The sequence below is a fragment of the Desulfobacter curvatus DSM 3379 genome, assembly GCF_000373985.1.
Lineage (GTDB): Bacteria > Desulfobacterota > Desulfobacteria > Desulfobacterales > Desulfobacteraceae > Desulfobacter > Desulfobacter curvatus.
This window is the reverse complement of record NZ_KB892968.1, coordinates 22277-38188: the sequence shown is the minus strand read 5'-3', so window position 1 is coordinate 38188 and position 15912 is coordinate 22277. Positions and strand designations below refer to the sequence as shown.

Genomic DNA, 15912 nt, shown 5'->3' with positions numbered 1-15912 from the left:
CAGGCATCTTGCCCTGACCATGCTCAGCTTTAAGACCGTTTCCAAGGTCACTAAACGGTACCGGCATCTGGTCCGTTACCAGCAGATTATCGGCATCATTTTCAAATACGGGTTTGAAAATATTATTGATGCCATGAAGATTGACCATTATTTAGATATCATTCCGTTTTCAAAACCCCATCAAAAACTGTCCAGGAATCAACGGATCAGGATGGTGCTGGAAGAGCTTGGACCCACTTTTATTAAAATGGGCCAGGTATTATCCTCGCGTCCTGATTTGATCCCCCTGGACCTGACCCGGGAGCTTGCCAAACTCCAGGACAAGGTACCGTCTTTTCCGTTTGAACAGGTTGAGCAAATTATCCTTGCGGAGTTCGGCAAACCCATCAGTGACGTGTTCCACTCCTTCGAAAAAGATCCGTTTGCTTCGGCCTCCATTGGACAGGTCCACCGGGCTGAACTTTCACCAAACGAACCGGTGGCGGTGAAAATTCAGCGCCCCGGTATCCGCAAAACAGTTGCGGTCGATCTGGAAATTATTCACTATTTGGCCCAGGTCATGGAAAAAAACCTGGAAGATATGGAGATATTTAGACCCGTAAAAATCGTTGAAGAGTTTGCCCGGTCCCTGGAAAAGGAACTCGACTATATGGTGGAGGCGGCCAATATGGAACAGATGGCAGAACAATTTGCCAAAGAGCCTGCCATCCATATTCCCGAAGTATACTGGTCCCATTCCACACAACGGGTGCTGTGTATGGAATTTATCCAGGGGATCAAGGCCGATGATGTTAAGGCCATTGACCGGGCAGGCTTTGACCGAAAAAAAATTACACGCACAGGTGCTGATTTTGTCTTGCGCCAGGTATTTGAATTCGGCTTCTTTCATGCCGATCCCCATCCGGGCAATATCTTTATCCTGAACGACCAGCGCATCTGTATGATTGATTTCGGCATGACCGGATTTGTGGATTCATCCACCCGGGAGTTATTCATTGATCTACTCCAGGGGCTTGCCTCAAACAACACCCGTAACACCGCCCGTCTGCTGTGCCGTTTGACCGAGCCTGAGGTATCGGTAAACATGGCGTCCCTGGAAAAGGATCTTTCACAATTTTGCGCCCTATATCTGTCCAGAAAGCTTGAAGAACTCAATCCCAGCCGCATGATTCACCAGTTTCTTGAGCTTTGCACCCGGCACGGAATGAGAATCCCCCCGGACCTGTTTTTGATGATAAAGGCATTTCTCAGTATCGAGGGCGTGGCACGCCAATTAGATCCACAGTTTGACATGCTTGGCCATGCCCGGCCCTATATCAGGTCCGCCACTTTAAAAAAATATTCATTGCCCCGGATCTCCCGTGAGTTGGCAACAATTGCCAAGGACACCATGGCGTTGCTGCAGACCCTGCCCGGGGATACGGGCAGCATCATCACCCAGATCAAGCAGGGCAAAATTAAGGCAACGGTCAGTATTGAGGGCCTGGATCGGATAATGATGACCCAGGACCAGACATCCAATCGAATCTCATTTGCCATTATCATTGCCGCCCTGATCCTGGGTTCGGCTATTGTGCTCAACTCCCGGATCCCACCCATGATATTCGGGGTTTCCATCATCGGCATTGCCGGATTTATCGCGGCAGCCGTTCTTGGTATCTGGCTATTGGTGGCCATTATTCGCAGCGGGCGACTTTAACAGTGTGTGTTTAGCAAAAAAATCTTACCTTCGTCACCATCCACCGTTACTTGCATGCCGTCTTCCACGATGCCCAGGACGCCCGGTACGTTCACTACCGCAGGTATGCCATATTCCCTGGCAACAATGGCCCCATGGGAAAGAAATCCCCCGGTTTCCATGATCAGGCCGCCTGCCTGTAAAAATAAAGGGGTCCAGCCGGGATCGGTGGAAGGTGCCGCCATGATCTCTTTGGGCTTAAGTTTTCGCCCTTCTGCAGGATGGTTAATCACGCGCACTGTGCCCGAGGCTTTGCCTCCGGCCACTGCCACTCCCGAAAGACTATTGCCGGTGACTGTTGCTGTTTGGCTTGTGGCCTTGGATTCTTCGCCCAGGATGACATCGGGTGCAGCCTGGGATTCCATTTCCTGTTTGGCTGCTTTTCTTGCCTTGACCAGCTCCTCCATGCCCCGGCCGTCCCATTCCCCGGAAAGGACAGCGACCAGTTCCGGCCAAGCGCAAAAAAAGATGTCGGCGGGTTCACTGATCAAACCGCAAGTTTCCAGGCGGCCCCCAATCTCCAGGGCAAGCGACCTGTATGCCTGGATAATCCGGGCCAAAACGGATTTGGTCTCTTCCCTTATGGCTGCGCCGGTCTGGGCGGCTTTCACAAATTTTTGGATTGCGGCATGTTTGCCGGGCGGGATCTTTTGCTCAATCTGCTGCCAGGCTTTCCGGTATTTTTCCCTTTGCCCTTGCCTGAAAATCTGTAAATCGGAAGTATAAAGATTGGTTCGTATGATTTCCAGCAGATAGGTCTGATCCTCGTTCCACCTGGGATTGATAAGATCCAGTTCGTAGATCGCCCGGTGGCCGTAGGCATCCAAAAAATCCCGGAAAGCCCGCTTGAAAGGAGAGTCTTCGGGCAGCCGGTCCTGCCAGGTATCCGGAAAAAATGTCGATGCACCAAAGAAGCGGGCAGCGTGCTCGTCATTTCTGGCAATACCCGCTAATTCAACAAGCCGGTAACCATGATCGGCACTGATGATAGCTGCCTCCCCGCCGACCATCAGGCTGTTGACCACAAAAAGAGCCCGGTCCTTAAAATAGGGGGTGAGTTTTCTGATTAAAACCGCAACTGGCAAGGAGCCGGTGGCAGCCATAAAGGAAAATTTCCGGGTAAAATCCTTGGTGATTGCACCGAGGTCTGCAAATACATCAATAAGCTCACGGTTTTCGAGTTTGGTAAAAGCATGGGCGGTTATACCTGCCACGGCCTGGGTAACCCGGTCATTGATTCCAGAGGCTTTCCGGCGATAGGCGGAAATTGTGGCAAAAGAGCGCAGGCCCCTCCATACCCGTTTTATTCCTGCCACTCCCTGGAACGGCTTCTGCCCCTTGAGCCGGATTTCCGGTTGATGCCCTCCCCAGAAGAAATTGGTATCCCGGGGCAGTCCTCCCACGGAATCAAAATAGGCCCATTGCAAAGCTGACAGGTTGCAGTAAAGCCGTCCCTTGAAAAAACGGGAAAACTGCAATCCCTTTGGCAACCGGTATCCGTTCTCCTCAAAGGAGGCAGTGAGAATCTCATCAATGGTGTCTTGCATAAAACTGCGGGAGATCGGTGACAGCACCATAGGTACCGCGTCCCGGTAATTTCCGTTGGACCAGATATCCGGCTGATCCCGCAGGATCGGGAAAGTGCTGCGCAAAAGGGCAGTAACCGGCCTGGCCTGCACCAGAATAAACTGTTGACCGTCAAAGACCCATTCTACATCCTGGCAACGCCATCCCTCCCCTAAAGCCTCGGTGACCCGCTGGAGGAGCAGGCCAAGCCCCGTGATTTGCTTGTCAGTTAGCACCTGCCGGGCAGAAACGTTTTTTTGCGGGACAAATTCCGTGTTGCCCTGGTTACCCGGCCGGATAATTCCCTGCTTTTTTCCAATCTTTTTGGAGACCACCCGGGGCCGGGGTTCAAAGGAATTGCCGTCCAGATAATAAGTGTCAGGCTCCACTGCGCCATTCACAACCGACTCTCCCAGGCCGAAATTCGCGTTTATCACCAAAACGTTGTTGTGGCCGGTCTGGGGATCACAAGAAAAACCAACCCCCGCGGCCCGGGCCTCCACCATCTCCATGACGACCACTGCCATTGCTACCCGGTCGGTTGGAATTTCCATTTTCCGGCGATAGACTACGGCCTGGGGTGTCCACAGGGAAGCATAGCAGTCTTTCACGGCCTGAAGAATATTATCCGGGCCGTTAACCTGTAAATAAGAGGCGTGGATTCCGGCAAAGGATGCTTGTTCGGAATCCTCGGCAATTGCAGAAGAACGAACAGCAACCGGCTCTTCCAAAAGGCCAATTCTCTGCAGTTCGGCTGTAAGCTCCCTGGCCGGCAAAGATGGGATTGAGCCGTTACTGATTTGTTCACGCAGCTGAACGAGCCGGCCGTCATCCTCAATATCAGCAGGATTTTTATTGGCAATGGAATGACTTATCTTATTTATCAATTCCTCCAGGCCGTTGTATTCTAAAAACTCCTTATAAATCCGGGCCGCAAGGACTCTGCCCATAGGGACCTTAAATCCGTAGCGGGCAAGGCGCGCGAGGTTCCATCCCTTTCCTCCGGCAGCATCCGTGCCGGCGTTAAGCGCTTCATCCCAGGTCATTATATATTTTGTTGTGTTGTTTCCCACTTAACCCTCCTCTTCTTACTTGTTGCGCCGTGCAGGAATAGATCCACGATCTGAGCTATCTCTTTGCGCAGTTTGAATTTTCCTTTGTCCCGGAGCCAGTCCATGACGATGGAACCTCGCAACATGTCGATTTGCAGCACCAGCAGCTTGACCGGGATATCCGTTCGAATCTCTCCTGCCTGCTGCCCCTGATAAAGGATCTCGGTCATCAGGCCCCGGGTTCCGGTTTCCTTGTTTTTGGCGTCATTGCCCTGCCACATATTTTTCATGCGGTATCCTAAAGCTATGCCTGCAAACTCCGGGTTGGCCTCGACCCATGCATAGGCTGTGTCAAGGGCGGCAAGCAGGCGGGAGGCGATGTCGGGGGATTGGTCCGGTCTTTGCCGGGCAGCCTCTGCCAGTGCCATGGATTGGTCTCTGACATAGGCGTCAACAATCGCCTCCTTGACCGGAAAATGGTTATAGAGTGTTTTCCTGGCAATGTCGGCTTCGGTGGCAATTTGATCAATCGTTGTTGCCTGAAATCCCTGTCGCAGGAAAAGATCGATGGCAATGCGGATGATTTTTTGCCTTGTCTGTTTTTTTCTTTTTTCGGTGCGGTTTATTGATGGCATTTTTTTCCTTCAGTGCTGTCTTTGGATAAATGTGGGCACATAGCCATGCGCCTAAATAAACACGGTATAATATTACACGATATATACTTTTATACAATGTATAATTATTAATAAAAGTAGATTGGTGCTGTAGAAAGTATTAAGATCTTCTTTGATGGGCATTGAAGTTTCTAAAAGATAAACGCCTTTAACCATCTACCTTCAATTTATTATTGTCCTGGTCGCTTGCGCCGGCCCTATTAAATTGCGTTTACAAACTTGCCAACGCATTCCGGGCTGTGTTACAGTTCTCTTTATTAACATCCCAATTAACTGATCTAAGAATATTTGAGGCTGCCCTGACTATCCGAATCGGACATTTTATCAGTGTTGATCATTTGATATTGGGAACCGCTTTGCCCCGTTATAGACGGCACATGGGGGCAGATGCGGATGTTATACCTTTTGCCCTTCGTTCCTGGAAACAGGTGGAGAAGGGATTCTCATCCGGGGATATTAATGCAGCCTTTATGGATATCGCCCAGGCCATGTATTTGTTTGACAAGGGCCTGGCCATATCCATGCTTATGTTCACCCACAGGGCAGGCAGCAGAATCATTGTACCGAAACAAATTCGAAAATTAGCTGATTTTAAGGGAAAAAGTGTTTTGATTCCGCATAGGCTCAGTGTTCAGCATATGCTTGTGCACAGGCTGCTGAGTGCAGGAAAGTTAAAAATCGCGGATTTGGAAAAATCCAAAGAAAGTATCCAAATTGAACCTATACCTTATCCCCTGATGCCGGAAATGGCAAATTCGAATCTTGACGGCGATATTGCAGCTTTTATCTGCCCTGCCCCCTTTGATTACGCCGGAGGCAAAAAAAATGGATTCAGGCCTCTGCTTATTTCCAGGGATCTATGGAAGGATCATCCGGGTAGCGTATTCGTGGTACACCAGGACCTACTCAAAACCAAGGGAGAAAATTTGGCACTGATGGTTCGTTGCCTTCTTGATGGTGCCCGCCGACTTGACCGGCAAATCTTTTCCCCGGACACTGATGAAAACGGCATTGAACGCATGTCAGCTTCTTTTTTAGGTCTTTCTGTCGAGCAGACGCAACAGGCACTTAAAGCATCGGGGATAACCTATTGCCCAAAACTTCTGGTGCCGGATATGCAGATTTTAAAGATTGTGCTTGATTATATGCGTACAAACATGAAGGTCAGTCTGACCGGAACAAACCTTAATGGATTTATCAAACCGGAATTTATTCATACGGCTTTATCGGAAATATAGCATTTGAAAATAGATATTGAAAAAATCTGTAAATCCTACGACAGACCCGGGAAAAAGAGTCACCAGGTTCTTAAGGATATTTCATTTTCCATAAACCCAGGGAATTTTGTGATTATTTTGGGTGAATCGGGTTGTGGAAAGACCACCTTGCTGAACTTGCTGGCAGGGCTTGAAATGCCGAGCAGCGGTCAAATTCGAGTGGACGGCAACCCCATTGCCGGGATCCATCCATCACGCTCCATGCTGTTTCAGCAACCGGCATTAATCCCATGGCTCAGCGTCAAGGAAAACGTGGCCTATGGCTGTAAAATCAGAAAAGATATCCAGGACCTGGAATACCGGGTAAGCCAATTTCTGGAAATTATGGGGCTTGCAGGTGCGGCTGAAGTAAAACCCGGCCAGCTCTCCCTGGGCATGGCCCAGCGGGTCTGTCTGGCCAGGGCGTTGGTGGGACATCCACAGGTCTTGCTGCTTGACGAGCCCTTTGCCTCTTTGGACACCTTTACCCAGGCCCATATCCAGGAGGAACTGGTAAATCTGTGGATGTCGGAAAGCTTTACTGCGGTCTTTGTCACCCATGATATTGACGAAGCCATACGCCTTGGAAATAAAATTGTGGTTCTGGCTGGATCTCCTGCCGGCATCTCTGATATTTTCGATATTGATGTGCCCTACCCCAGAAAGCAGCATGACCCTGCAATTAAAGCGTTGAGAAACGATATTCTCAATCGGTTTAAAATCGCATATTTAGTCAAACGGAGACTGACGGATGGAATTTAATCATGGAAACCCGGCATGCCCCGACAGCATTTCACGGCGAAATTTTTTAAAAGCAGCGATGCAGACAGCAGGTGCAGCCGTCTGTACCCCCATGGTGTTTCCATGTCTGGCAGCAGCAAATAAAAGGCCGTTAAAAATAGGTTATCTGCCCATTACGGATGCGACACCCTTACTTGTTGCATACAGTTTGGGCTATTTTTCCCATGAAGGGCTTAATGTGGAGCGCCCGGTCATGGTGCGCTCATGGAATATACTCACCGAATCTTTTTTAACGGGCAAGTTCGACTTGGTGCATATGCTTTTCCCCATCCCCGTGTGGATGCGGTTCAAACAGAATATACCTGTCAAGGTTTTGGCCTGGGATCATACCAACGGCAGTGCAGTTACAGTCCGGGCTGATTCCGGCATCAATCGGTTCGCTGATCTTTCCGGCAAACAGGTAGCTGTGCCCTCATGGTACTCCATGCACAATCTGGTCATGCAGTTAGGCCTACAGGTACAGGGGCTTGAACCTGTCATCCGTCCGCCGGGTTCAAAACTTGCCCCCCACGAGGTGAACCTGTTTATTCTGCCGCCCCCGGACATGCCCCAGGCGCTTTTGGGAAAGAAGGTTGATGCATTTATCGTGGCAGACCCCTTCAACGCCTTGGCCCAGGAAAAATTTTCAGCAAAAATCATGCGATATTCAGGAGATATTTGGAAGAACCACCCCTGTTGTGTTATCGTAACCAATGATCATCTGATTCAAGAAAGCCCAATAACGGTTCAAAAGGCGATAAACGCCATTGTAAGAGCCCAGGCGTGGTGCCTGCAGAATCCTAAGGAAACCGCCCACCTGCTCAGCAGGAACGGAGAAGGATTTTTGCCAGTAAATGAATCGGTTCTTAACAGGGTTTTTGGTGTCATTTCCGAAAAAGAACTGATACACCCCCAGTGGCATGTGGAAAGAATCGGTTTTCAGCCCTTTCCTTTTCCATCTGCCACTCGATTTATTCTGGAACAGATGAAAAAAACCAAGGTTGAGGGCAACACGGATTTTCTGACGCGCCTTGATATCAACGCCGCTGTTTCACAGCTCGTGGATGACCGTTTTGTCAAGAAGGCTCTGGATAACATGGGGGGCATGAAAGGATTTTGCCATTGCGATATGGAAGATGTATTCACCAGGGAAGAAACTGTTGAAATCAATTGAAAAAAATCCCAAAGACAGAGCCGTACAAGTAGGATTATCGTCATTTTTTACTCAGATATGGTCGGGTTGGAAGTACGAACTGGCCGGGCTTGTTATATTTGCCTTTGCCTGGGCAGCTGTCATGCAGTTCGTCTTTACCCGCCCCGAACTATATCATTTTAGGGGATTTCTGCCAGGGCCGACCTTTTCGGCCCTGGCAGACGCCTTTCAAACTCCCAAATTTTGGATGTCGGTTTTTGCAAGTCTGCGTAGAATCGTTGTAGGTGTCGCCATATCAGCATTCATAGGACTTCCATTGGGGGTGCTGATCGGTTTTTTTACACGTCTTCGCAAGCTGACATATTCGCCGATTCAATTCGTAAGAATGATCAGCCCCCTGTCCTGGATGCCCATTGCGTTGCTTTTATTTACAAGCTTTGAGTCTGCTGTTCATTTTTTAATTGTAATGGCGACAATTTGTCCTATAATACTGAACACAGCCATCGGTGTCATGAACATTAATCCCCAGTGGATAAAAATGGCTTTGAACCAGGGGGCCAATAACGTCCAACTCATTCAAACGATTGTTATTCCACATTCTATTCCCCACATGATGACCAGCATCAGGTTGGCGCTGGGGATTGCATGGATTGTTTTGGTTCCGGCAGAATTTTTAGGGGTATCATCGGGCCTGGGCTATCTGATTAATGATGCCAGGGATACCATGGAATACGACAAACTGATAGCTGTAATCATCGCCATCGGCATACTGGGATTTATACTGGACAGAATTTTCCAGAAATTGCAGCACAGGTTTAGCCGGTCATGGGCCGGCAACGTCTAAGATATACTATTTTTAATTTTTATAACAGCCATGGGCTGACTGGGCCTATCAACACCCAGGCATAGCCCACAACAAAAATAGAAAGAATCCAGTTAGTTGCTGGAGACTTTCATATAAACAACACCTTTACAGGGCATAAGGAGCATTTTATGGCGGTAGACCCGAATATTAAAATTGTTGTGGCGGATGATTCAGGCACAATGCGGATAATGTTCAAACAAATCCTGGCCAAAGCCGGATTTTCAAACCTTGTTATGGCGGTAAACGGTGCAGACGGTCTTGAAAAAGTAAAAGCTGAAAAACCTGATCTTGTCATATCCGACTGGAACATGCCCACGCTGGATGGCCTTGGGTTTCTCCAGGAATTACGGGTTTCCGAAGAATTTAAAGACCTTCCTTTCATCATGGCAACGGCCCAGGCTGACATGGGCCAGCAGAAGGCCATCCTTGAAGCCGGTGGTAATGCCCACTGCCCCAAGCCGTTCAATGAAGACGAAATAAAAAAGGCGATTGAAACCGCCTTCTCCGGAGGAATAAAGAAACAGCGGGTAACAAAAGAGAGAAGCATTATCGGAGGCCGTGTTGAACTCAATGTCGCCCACATCCAGATTACCGACCATCTTGCCCTAGGTGCTTTGAAGCACCGTATTAACCAAGGGGATGTGGAACCCCAGCACTTTGACTTGTCCACCAGCCTGATGGGGGGATGGAACCCCATACAGGAAGGCCTTGAAAGCGGAGAAATCGACTGTGCTTTTGTTCTGGCACCCATTGCCATGGATCTGTTTGCCTATGACTCCCCCATTCAGCTGGTCCTGTTTGCCCACAAAAACGGTTCCACATTTGTGCGTTCACGGCATTATGATCACAGATTTGACTCTTTACAAAGCTTCTATAAATATAAGGTCGTGGATATTCCCCATAAAATGTCGGTTCACCACATGCTTGCACACCAATTTTTAAAAGAACTGGGGCTCAAGCCCGGTGTTCCGGGAAAAAAAGCGATTAATGTACGCTTTGAGGTGGTACCCCCCATCAAGATGCCCGGCATCATGAAGGAGAACGAGGATGTGGGTGGATTCATGGTTGCCGAACCGGTTGCCACCAAAGCCATCAAAGGGGAGATCGGCAATCTGGAATTTTATTCAGCCACACGCTGGGAAAATCATCCCTGCTGTATTGTGGCCATGCAGAAGGATTTTATCCAGAAACATCCTGAAGCTGTCCAGGAGTTTGTATCCCTGCTGGTGGATACCGGCGAGTATATCGAAAACGATAAGGCCCGGGCTGCGGACATTGCCGTAAAATTTCTGGACCCCGAAGGTAAAATGGGTCTGAATCCCCAGGTTCTTCAAAATGTATTTTCCCAGCCCATGGCCATCCGCTGGGACGGACTCTATCCGGAAGCGGCAGATCTTGATAAAATTCAAAAATACATGCATGATGTCATGGAAATCGGCAAAATAATTGACCTTGAACGTTTTATTGAACCCCGGTTTGCCAACACCGCCTTCAAAATATAAATTAAGGAGTTATGCATGCGAATTACAGATCCCCAAGTTATACAGGACGGAGAACAAGACCTCATCGCATCTGTTCAAAAAGATCTGGACCTTGATGCGGTAAAGGACCTGCTCAAGGAACGCCTCACCGCAAGCGCGTTGTCGCCCAAAGGCGGCCGGATTGTTGTGCATGACAATGACGTGGCGTTCAGGCTTGATTACGAAATCAATCTGAATGGCAGTCTGCTTTTTGACCGGGACGGCAACTTGCTTGAAGATAGTGAAGGTCAGGCACCCCAACAAGACCCGCCGGACGAAGAAGACGGTGACAAGGCTTTGGTATCAGATCGGGATGACAATTTGTCCATTGACCTTCCCGATTATGATGATGCACTGGATAAGGAGCACATGAAATCCCAGTCGGATGTCTTGGAATCGGAAGACCTGCCTGATGATATCCAGGATGCCGAGCCCGGATTTGAAATTGAAGACATTGAAGATGAATCTGAATTTGATCAGGATGACGCCGATAGCATTGAAGCAGAGGCAGAGGATGAAGATGAACTGATTGATGATTCACCCCAAGAGGATGATATAGAAGATTTAAATGTTGATGAACTTACGGATATTGGCCGGGAAGATGTGGACAGGGAAACCGATGAAGATATCAGTGACCTTCTCAAGGAAAACCGTGATTTCTGGGAAAATGAAAAAGAGTGATCGCAAAATAGATTACGGACTCCTTCCAGGGCAAAGCAAATTTTTTCATTTGTTTCAATTGATAAAGGGTCTTACGTTTAACCTTCCCATCTAACCGGATCGTATATCACGAACCGAAAAAAAATTTGTTGTGGATCAAGCGTTTTGCAAAAGCATGTAAGTATGGACAACAGCAAAGATAAAACCATCCTGGTGGTGGACAACACCAAAGACAATCTGGAGATGGTTCAATCTATTCTTCAGGATTACAATGTAATCTTTTGTACCTCTGGGGCGGATGCCCTGGAAATGGCCACAAAAGAGCAGATTGATCTGATCCTGCTGGACATGCTTATGCCTGAAAGAGGTGGTGATACAGTCTGTACAAAGCTTAAACAGAATCCGGACACACAGCAAATCCCCATCATTTCCATGATGGCCGAAACCGACGAAAAAAGCATTGAAAAAACATATGAACAGGGCGTAGCCGACTATATAACCAAGCCTTTCAAGCCCAGGGAAGTATTGGCCCGGGTCGGGATTCAGCTTCAGTTGCAGGATGTGACCACCAAACTAAATTTTATAGCTACCCGGGACGTTTTAACCGGCATATTCAACCGAAGAAAATTTTTTGAACTTGGACAGCACCTGTTCAATGCATCAGGCAAACAATTATATGTCCTGATGATTGATATTGATCATCTTAAAAAAATAAATGATCAGTATGGCCATGATGTGGGCGACATCGTTTTAAAAAAGACGGCAAATGCCATCAAAGAAGTGCTTCCTCCGGATGCAATATTCGGGCGTATGGGCGGGGAAGAATTTTCCGTCATGTATACCGCACAGACCCACGAATTGTCTATGGATATTGTTTCTAATATCCTGAAAACCGTTTCCCAAAACCGAATTCCCCTGAAAGACGGTAGCACTGTTTCATGTACAATTTCCATTGGAATCGGACAAAAATACCCTGAATTCAACACCCTGGACAGCTTATTGAGAGAGGCTGATATGACCCTTTATAAGGCCAAGGAAAGCAGTGAAAATACCAGTATCTTCAGGAATCGGGAAGGCTTGAGTCAAAATCTAATGGCTTGACGACACCCTTTGGGGTGTTCAACATAATTGACGCGTTAATTAATTTAAACTGATGTCCGTCCGGAAATAAAAAATTTTGTTGAAGTTCAAAACGGATGAAAACAATGAAACTTAGGCGTATTTTCGGTGGGTATCTTATACCAGGAGTATTATTATGGAAAAAACCGTATTATTCGCATTCCGGGGAGACCCTTTGTGCTTTGTCCACGTGCTTCTCAACGCCCTTGACTTAAAACAGCGGAACCAGGAAGGACTTATTGTTCTTGAAGGTGAATCCGTCAAACTTGTGGGGCCCATGTCCGAATCAGGGCATTTTTTAAACGCTCTTTACCAAAAAGCCAAAGACGCCGGTCTTATTTACGGTGCTTGCAAGGCCTGTGCAACAAAACTTGATGCCCTTGGTCCCATTGAAAAAGAAGGGATACCTCTGGTCGGGGATATGGCCAACCATCCCTCCATGGGCGCATTCATCGAAAAAGGATATAAAATAATTACCTTTTAAATCCACAATCATCAAATGCCCGCAGGAACAACCTTAAATGTGGCAGTTCCTGCGGAGATTCATTCTCTCTTATTTACCGCAGCATTTCTTGTACTTTCTCCCACTGCCGCAGGGGCAGGGTTCATTGCGGCCCACTTTGGTGGAAACAGCGGGTTTGGGTTTCACCATATCACCGGTGGTGAACAGCCAGGTATCATCCTGTTTTAAAAACCGGCCAAGTTCATGGTGGTTTTGAACAATGCCGTTTGACCGGAAAGTGGCGATGAATTCAACCGTACCTTCCTGGTCTTCGGAACAACCGGCTTCTGTTGCAACGATTTCAAGGCCGAGCCAATCGGAATCTTGGGCCCATGATTTTGTGCCGGCATGGTCGTACCCGTCCCGGTGATCAGGATGGGTGGTGTTAAAAATAAATTCCGTGTCAGCTATTGTATAGGCTGTATAACGGGCCCGCATAAGTTGTTGTGCGGTCCGGATCGGCTGTGTGCCGGTAATAACGGGTTCGCAGCATTCGGCGTAAGCAAGGTTGCTTCCGCAGGGACATTCTTCCATATTTACATTTCCTCCATGGAAATCAGTTAGTTTGAATCCCAGGGAAATATCACATGCGCCGCAGTCCGGCAATATTCATAATGCATTTTCTTTAGGGCTGCCTTAAATTAAGCCTTTTCCGGCCTGGGCCTGGATGGCTGTTATAGCAACGGTATTCACAATATCCGGCACTGTACATCCCCGGCTTAGATCATTAATGGGCCGTTTAAGTCCCTGGAGTACAGGGCCGATGGCCACAGCCTTTTCCGAGGCTCTCTGGACGGCCTTGTAGGTGTTGTTCCCGGTGTTCAGATCCGGGAAAACAAAAACTGTGGCCCTGCCCGCAACCTGGGAGTCTGGCAATTTAGTCATGGCCACGACCGGGTCAATGGCCGCATCATATTGAATAGGGCCTTCTATGGGAAGATCCGGGGCCTTTTCCCGGGCCATGGCCGTGGCCTGGGCCACTTTATCCACATCTGCGCCTGTTCCTGAAGATCCAGTGGAATAAGAGAGCATGGCCACCCGGGGTTCAATGCCGAAAATTGCAGCGGTGCCGGCTGACGTCACCGCAATCTCAGCCAGCTGGGAGGCTGTGGGATTGGGGTTAACGGCACAGTCGCCAAACACCAGGACCCTGTCTTTCAGGCACATGAGGAAAACCGACGACACAATGGAAGATCCGGGCAGCGTTTTGATGATCTGGAATGCCGGAAGAATAGTGTGGGCCGTGGTGTTCACCGAGCCTGATACCATGCCGTCGGCATGTCCTTTGTGCACCATCATGGTACCGAAATAAGAAGTATCCGTCATGGTGTCCCTGGCCATGTCCAGGGACACCCCCTTATTTTTGCGCAATTCAAAATAGGTCTGGGCAAAATCCTCCAGCCAAGGGCTGGCATCAGGCTGAATAATTCGAGCCTGGGACAGATTCAGCCCCAGCTCCTTGACCCTGCGCTCAACTGCTTCACACTTGCCTAAAATGGTGATATCACAAAATGAACGCCGCAAAATAATATCGGCGGATTTAAGGACCCTGTCACTGCTGCCTTCGGGCAGCACAATATGCCGGCGGTCCTTTTTAGCTTTCTCAATCAGGCTGTATTCAAACATCTGGGGGGTGATGCGCACCGACTTTCGGGCTGCCAGCCGTTGCCTGAAAGAACCGGCATCCACATTTGCCTCAAAAACACCAAGAGCCAGGGCAATGCGTTGGGGATCGTCCGGGGAAATTCTGCCATAAATTTGGTCAACGGCCTTGACGGCCGTATGGGTATCCATCCCGGTCAGCAGAATGGGCACAGGCAATTCTTTCCATCCATGAATAAGCCGGATGATGGAATCCGGAATGGGGATGCCGCCGGTGACCAGGATGCCTGCAATATCAGGGTAGGCCATGGAAAGCCGGGAGGCAATGCAGGTGATCACAATGCTGGACCGGTCCCCGGAAGTAATAACCAGGTCGTTTTTTTTAATATAAGGCAGAAAATTGGGGGCCAGCATGGCCGCAATCACACATCCTGCGATTTGATTTTCAAGCCCCTGCTGGCCGTACAACACCTGGGCATCCACGGCCGGAATCAGATCCCTGAACGAAGGACGGCTCAACGCCTGGGTTTCGGGAATGGTATAAATCAAAACTTCAGGGCGATCAATTGCATGGTCCAAAGCGATTTTCAGGCTATGCAAAGCATCAGGGGCCACCCGGTTAACCATCACGGCCAACACATCCACCCCTTTGTGGTATAAGCTTTCCAGAGCCAGTTGGCAGGAGGTTATCACCTGTTCGGCATCCTTTTCATAACCATAGGAGACCACCAGGGCCGGACATCCTATATCTGCTATAACCCCTGCATTGATATCAAATTCAAACGCCTCGGAACCTGCAGCAAAATCAGTACCCTCGCACAGAACAAAACGGCTTTTTTCCTCAAGAGCCTTATACTTATTCAAAATGGTTTTCATCATTTCTGCCTGACGGCCGGATCTGACCATCTGTTTGGCCTCTTCCAAGGTATAGGCATAGGTTTCCTCATATTGCAGCCCAATGTTAAAATGGGAAAGCACAAGATCAATATCATGATCCCTGGTCTCTTCTGGGCCCGGGTTGATAATGGGTCTGAAAAATCCCACAATCCGAATATCTTTAAGCAAAAGCTGCATGAGGCCAAGAACGATGAGGGATTTTCCACTCCGGGTTTCAGTCGTCGTGATGTAAAGACTATTAGCCATGAAAGAGCCCTTTATTCTCATTGTTTTAAGTCAAATATCGGCAGGACACAGAAACTGTCTTATCCATCCTGCCGGTTTTTTCAATTTATCAATTTATCAATTTTCTAAAACAGCAAGTAAAATGCCAGAATACAGGGCAGAACCCATCATACCGAAAATCATTGGATAAACCCATGTGGACTGACAATAATTTTTTTTAACTATCTTGGCCGGACAGAAAATTTTGCCAGGGTGTAAAAGAAACGGACATAAATGATGACTTCTTGGTATTCGGCATTATCA

Annotated in this window: 13 protein-coding genes; 9 read left to right on the top strand and 4 right to left on the bottom strand. The window is 48.4% G+C overall.

Annotated elements, in window-relative coordinates:
• The first annotated feature begins 19 nt into the window (after positions 1–19).
• Positions 20–1699: an ABC1 kinase family protein gene (locus tag B147_RS0106475; RefSeq protein ID WP_020586413.1), complete on the top strand. Its 1680-nt coding sequence runs from the start codon at positions 20–22 to the stop codon at positions 1697–1699.
• Here B147_RS0106475 and B147_RS0106470 read toward each other — a convergent pair.
• Together B147_RS0106470 and B147_RS0106465 are read right to left on the bottom strand one after the other, a co-directional pair.
• On the bottom strand, positions 1696–4377 hold the full coding sequence (locus B147_RS0106470) for a PEP/pyruvate-binding domain-containing protein (protein WP_026259542.1): 2682 nt from the start codon (positions 4375–4377) through the stop codon (positions 1696–1698). The genes B147_RS0106475 and B147_RS0106470 overlap by 4 nt on opposite strands.
• Positions 4350–4991, bottom strand: coding sequence for a TetR/AcrR family transcriptional regulator (locus tag B147_RS0106465; protein ID WP_020586411.1), 642 nt, complete (start codon positions 4989–4991; stop codon positions 4350–4352). Before B147_RS0106465 ends, B147_RS0106470 begins: the two co-directional genes overlap by 28 nt.
• 395 nt (positions 4992–5386) lie before the next feature.
• Here B147_RS0106465 and B147_RS0106460 point away from each other — a divergent pair, with 395 nt between their 5' ends.
• The 8 genes from B147_RS0106460 (at position 5387) to B147_RS0106425 (ending at position 12867) form a co-directional block, all read left to right on the top strand.
• Positions 5387–6268, top strand: coding sequence for an ABC transporter substrate-binding protein (locus tag B147_RS0106460; RefSeq protein WP_245568945.1), 882 nt, complete (start codon positions 5387–5389; stop codon positions 6266–6268).
• A 3-nt stretch (positions 6269–6271) separates the two neighbouring features.
• Complete coding sequence (locus B147_RS0106455) at positions 6272–7048, top strand: ABC transporter ATP-binding protein (protein WP_020586409.1); 777 nt, start codon at positions 6272–6274, stop codon at positions 7046–7048.
• Entirely contained in the window at positions 7038–8240 is a 1203-nt protein-coding gene (locus tag B147_RS0106450; protein ID WP_020586408.1) for an ABC transporter substrate-binding protein, read from the top strand. Before B147_RS0106455 ends, B147_RS0106450 begins: the two co-directional genes overlap by 11 nt.
• Positions 8227–9063, top strand: coding sequence for an ABC transporter permease (locus tag B147_RS0106445; RefSeq protein WP_020586407.1), 837 nt, complete (start codon positions 8227–8229; stop codon positions 9061–9063). The genes B147_RS0106450 and B147_RS0106445 overlap by 14 nt, the downstream gene beginning before the upstream one ends.
• A gap of 149 nt (positions 9064–9212) precedes the next feature.
• The gene (locus B147_RS0106440) at positions 9213–10586 is read left to right on the top strand and encodes an ABC transporter substrate-binding protein (protein WP_020586406.1); all 1374 of its coding nucleotides are present in this window, start codon (positions 9213–9215) and stop codon (positions 10584–10586) included.
• Between the two features lie 15 nt (positions 10587–10601).
• On the top strand, positions 10602–11285 hold the full coding sequence (locus B147_RS0106435; RefSeq protein ID WP_020586405.1) for a hypothetical protein: 684 nt from the start codon (positions 10602–10604) through the stop codon (positions 11283–11285).
• A gap of 162 nt (positions 11286–11447) precedes the next feature.
• Entirely contained in the window at positions 11448–12365 is a 918-nt protein-coding gene (locus B147_RS0106430; RefSeq protein WP_020586404.1) for a GGDEF domain-containing response regulator, read from the top strand.
• A 154-nt stretch (positions 12366–12519) separates the two neighbouring features.
• Positions 12520–12867, top strand: a complete 348-nt coding sequence (locus B147_RS0106425) for a hypothetical protein (protein WP_020586403.1) — start codon at positions 12520–12522, stop codon at positions 12865–12867.
• Positions 12868–12936: 69 nt separating this feature from the next.
• Here the strand turns inward: B147_RS0106425 and B147_RS0106420 are convergent, their stop codons facing one another.
• Together B147_RS0106420 and pta are read right to left on the bottom strand one after the other, a co-directional pair.
• Complete coding sequence (locus B147_RS0106420) at positions 12937–13419, bottom strand: YchJ family protein (protein ID WP_020586402.1); 483 nt, start codon at positions 13417–13419, stop codon at positions 12937–12939.
• 102 nt (positions 13420–13521) lie between these two features.
• Positions 13522–15630 (bottom strand): phosphate acetyltransferase, encoded by a 2109-nt coding sequence (gene pta / locus B147_RS0106415; RefSeq protein ID WP_020586401.1) that lies wholly within the window; start codon positions 15628–15630, stop codon positions 13522–13524.
• Positions 15631–15912: the final 282 nt, after the last annotated feature.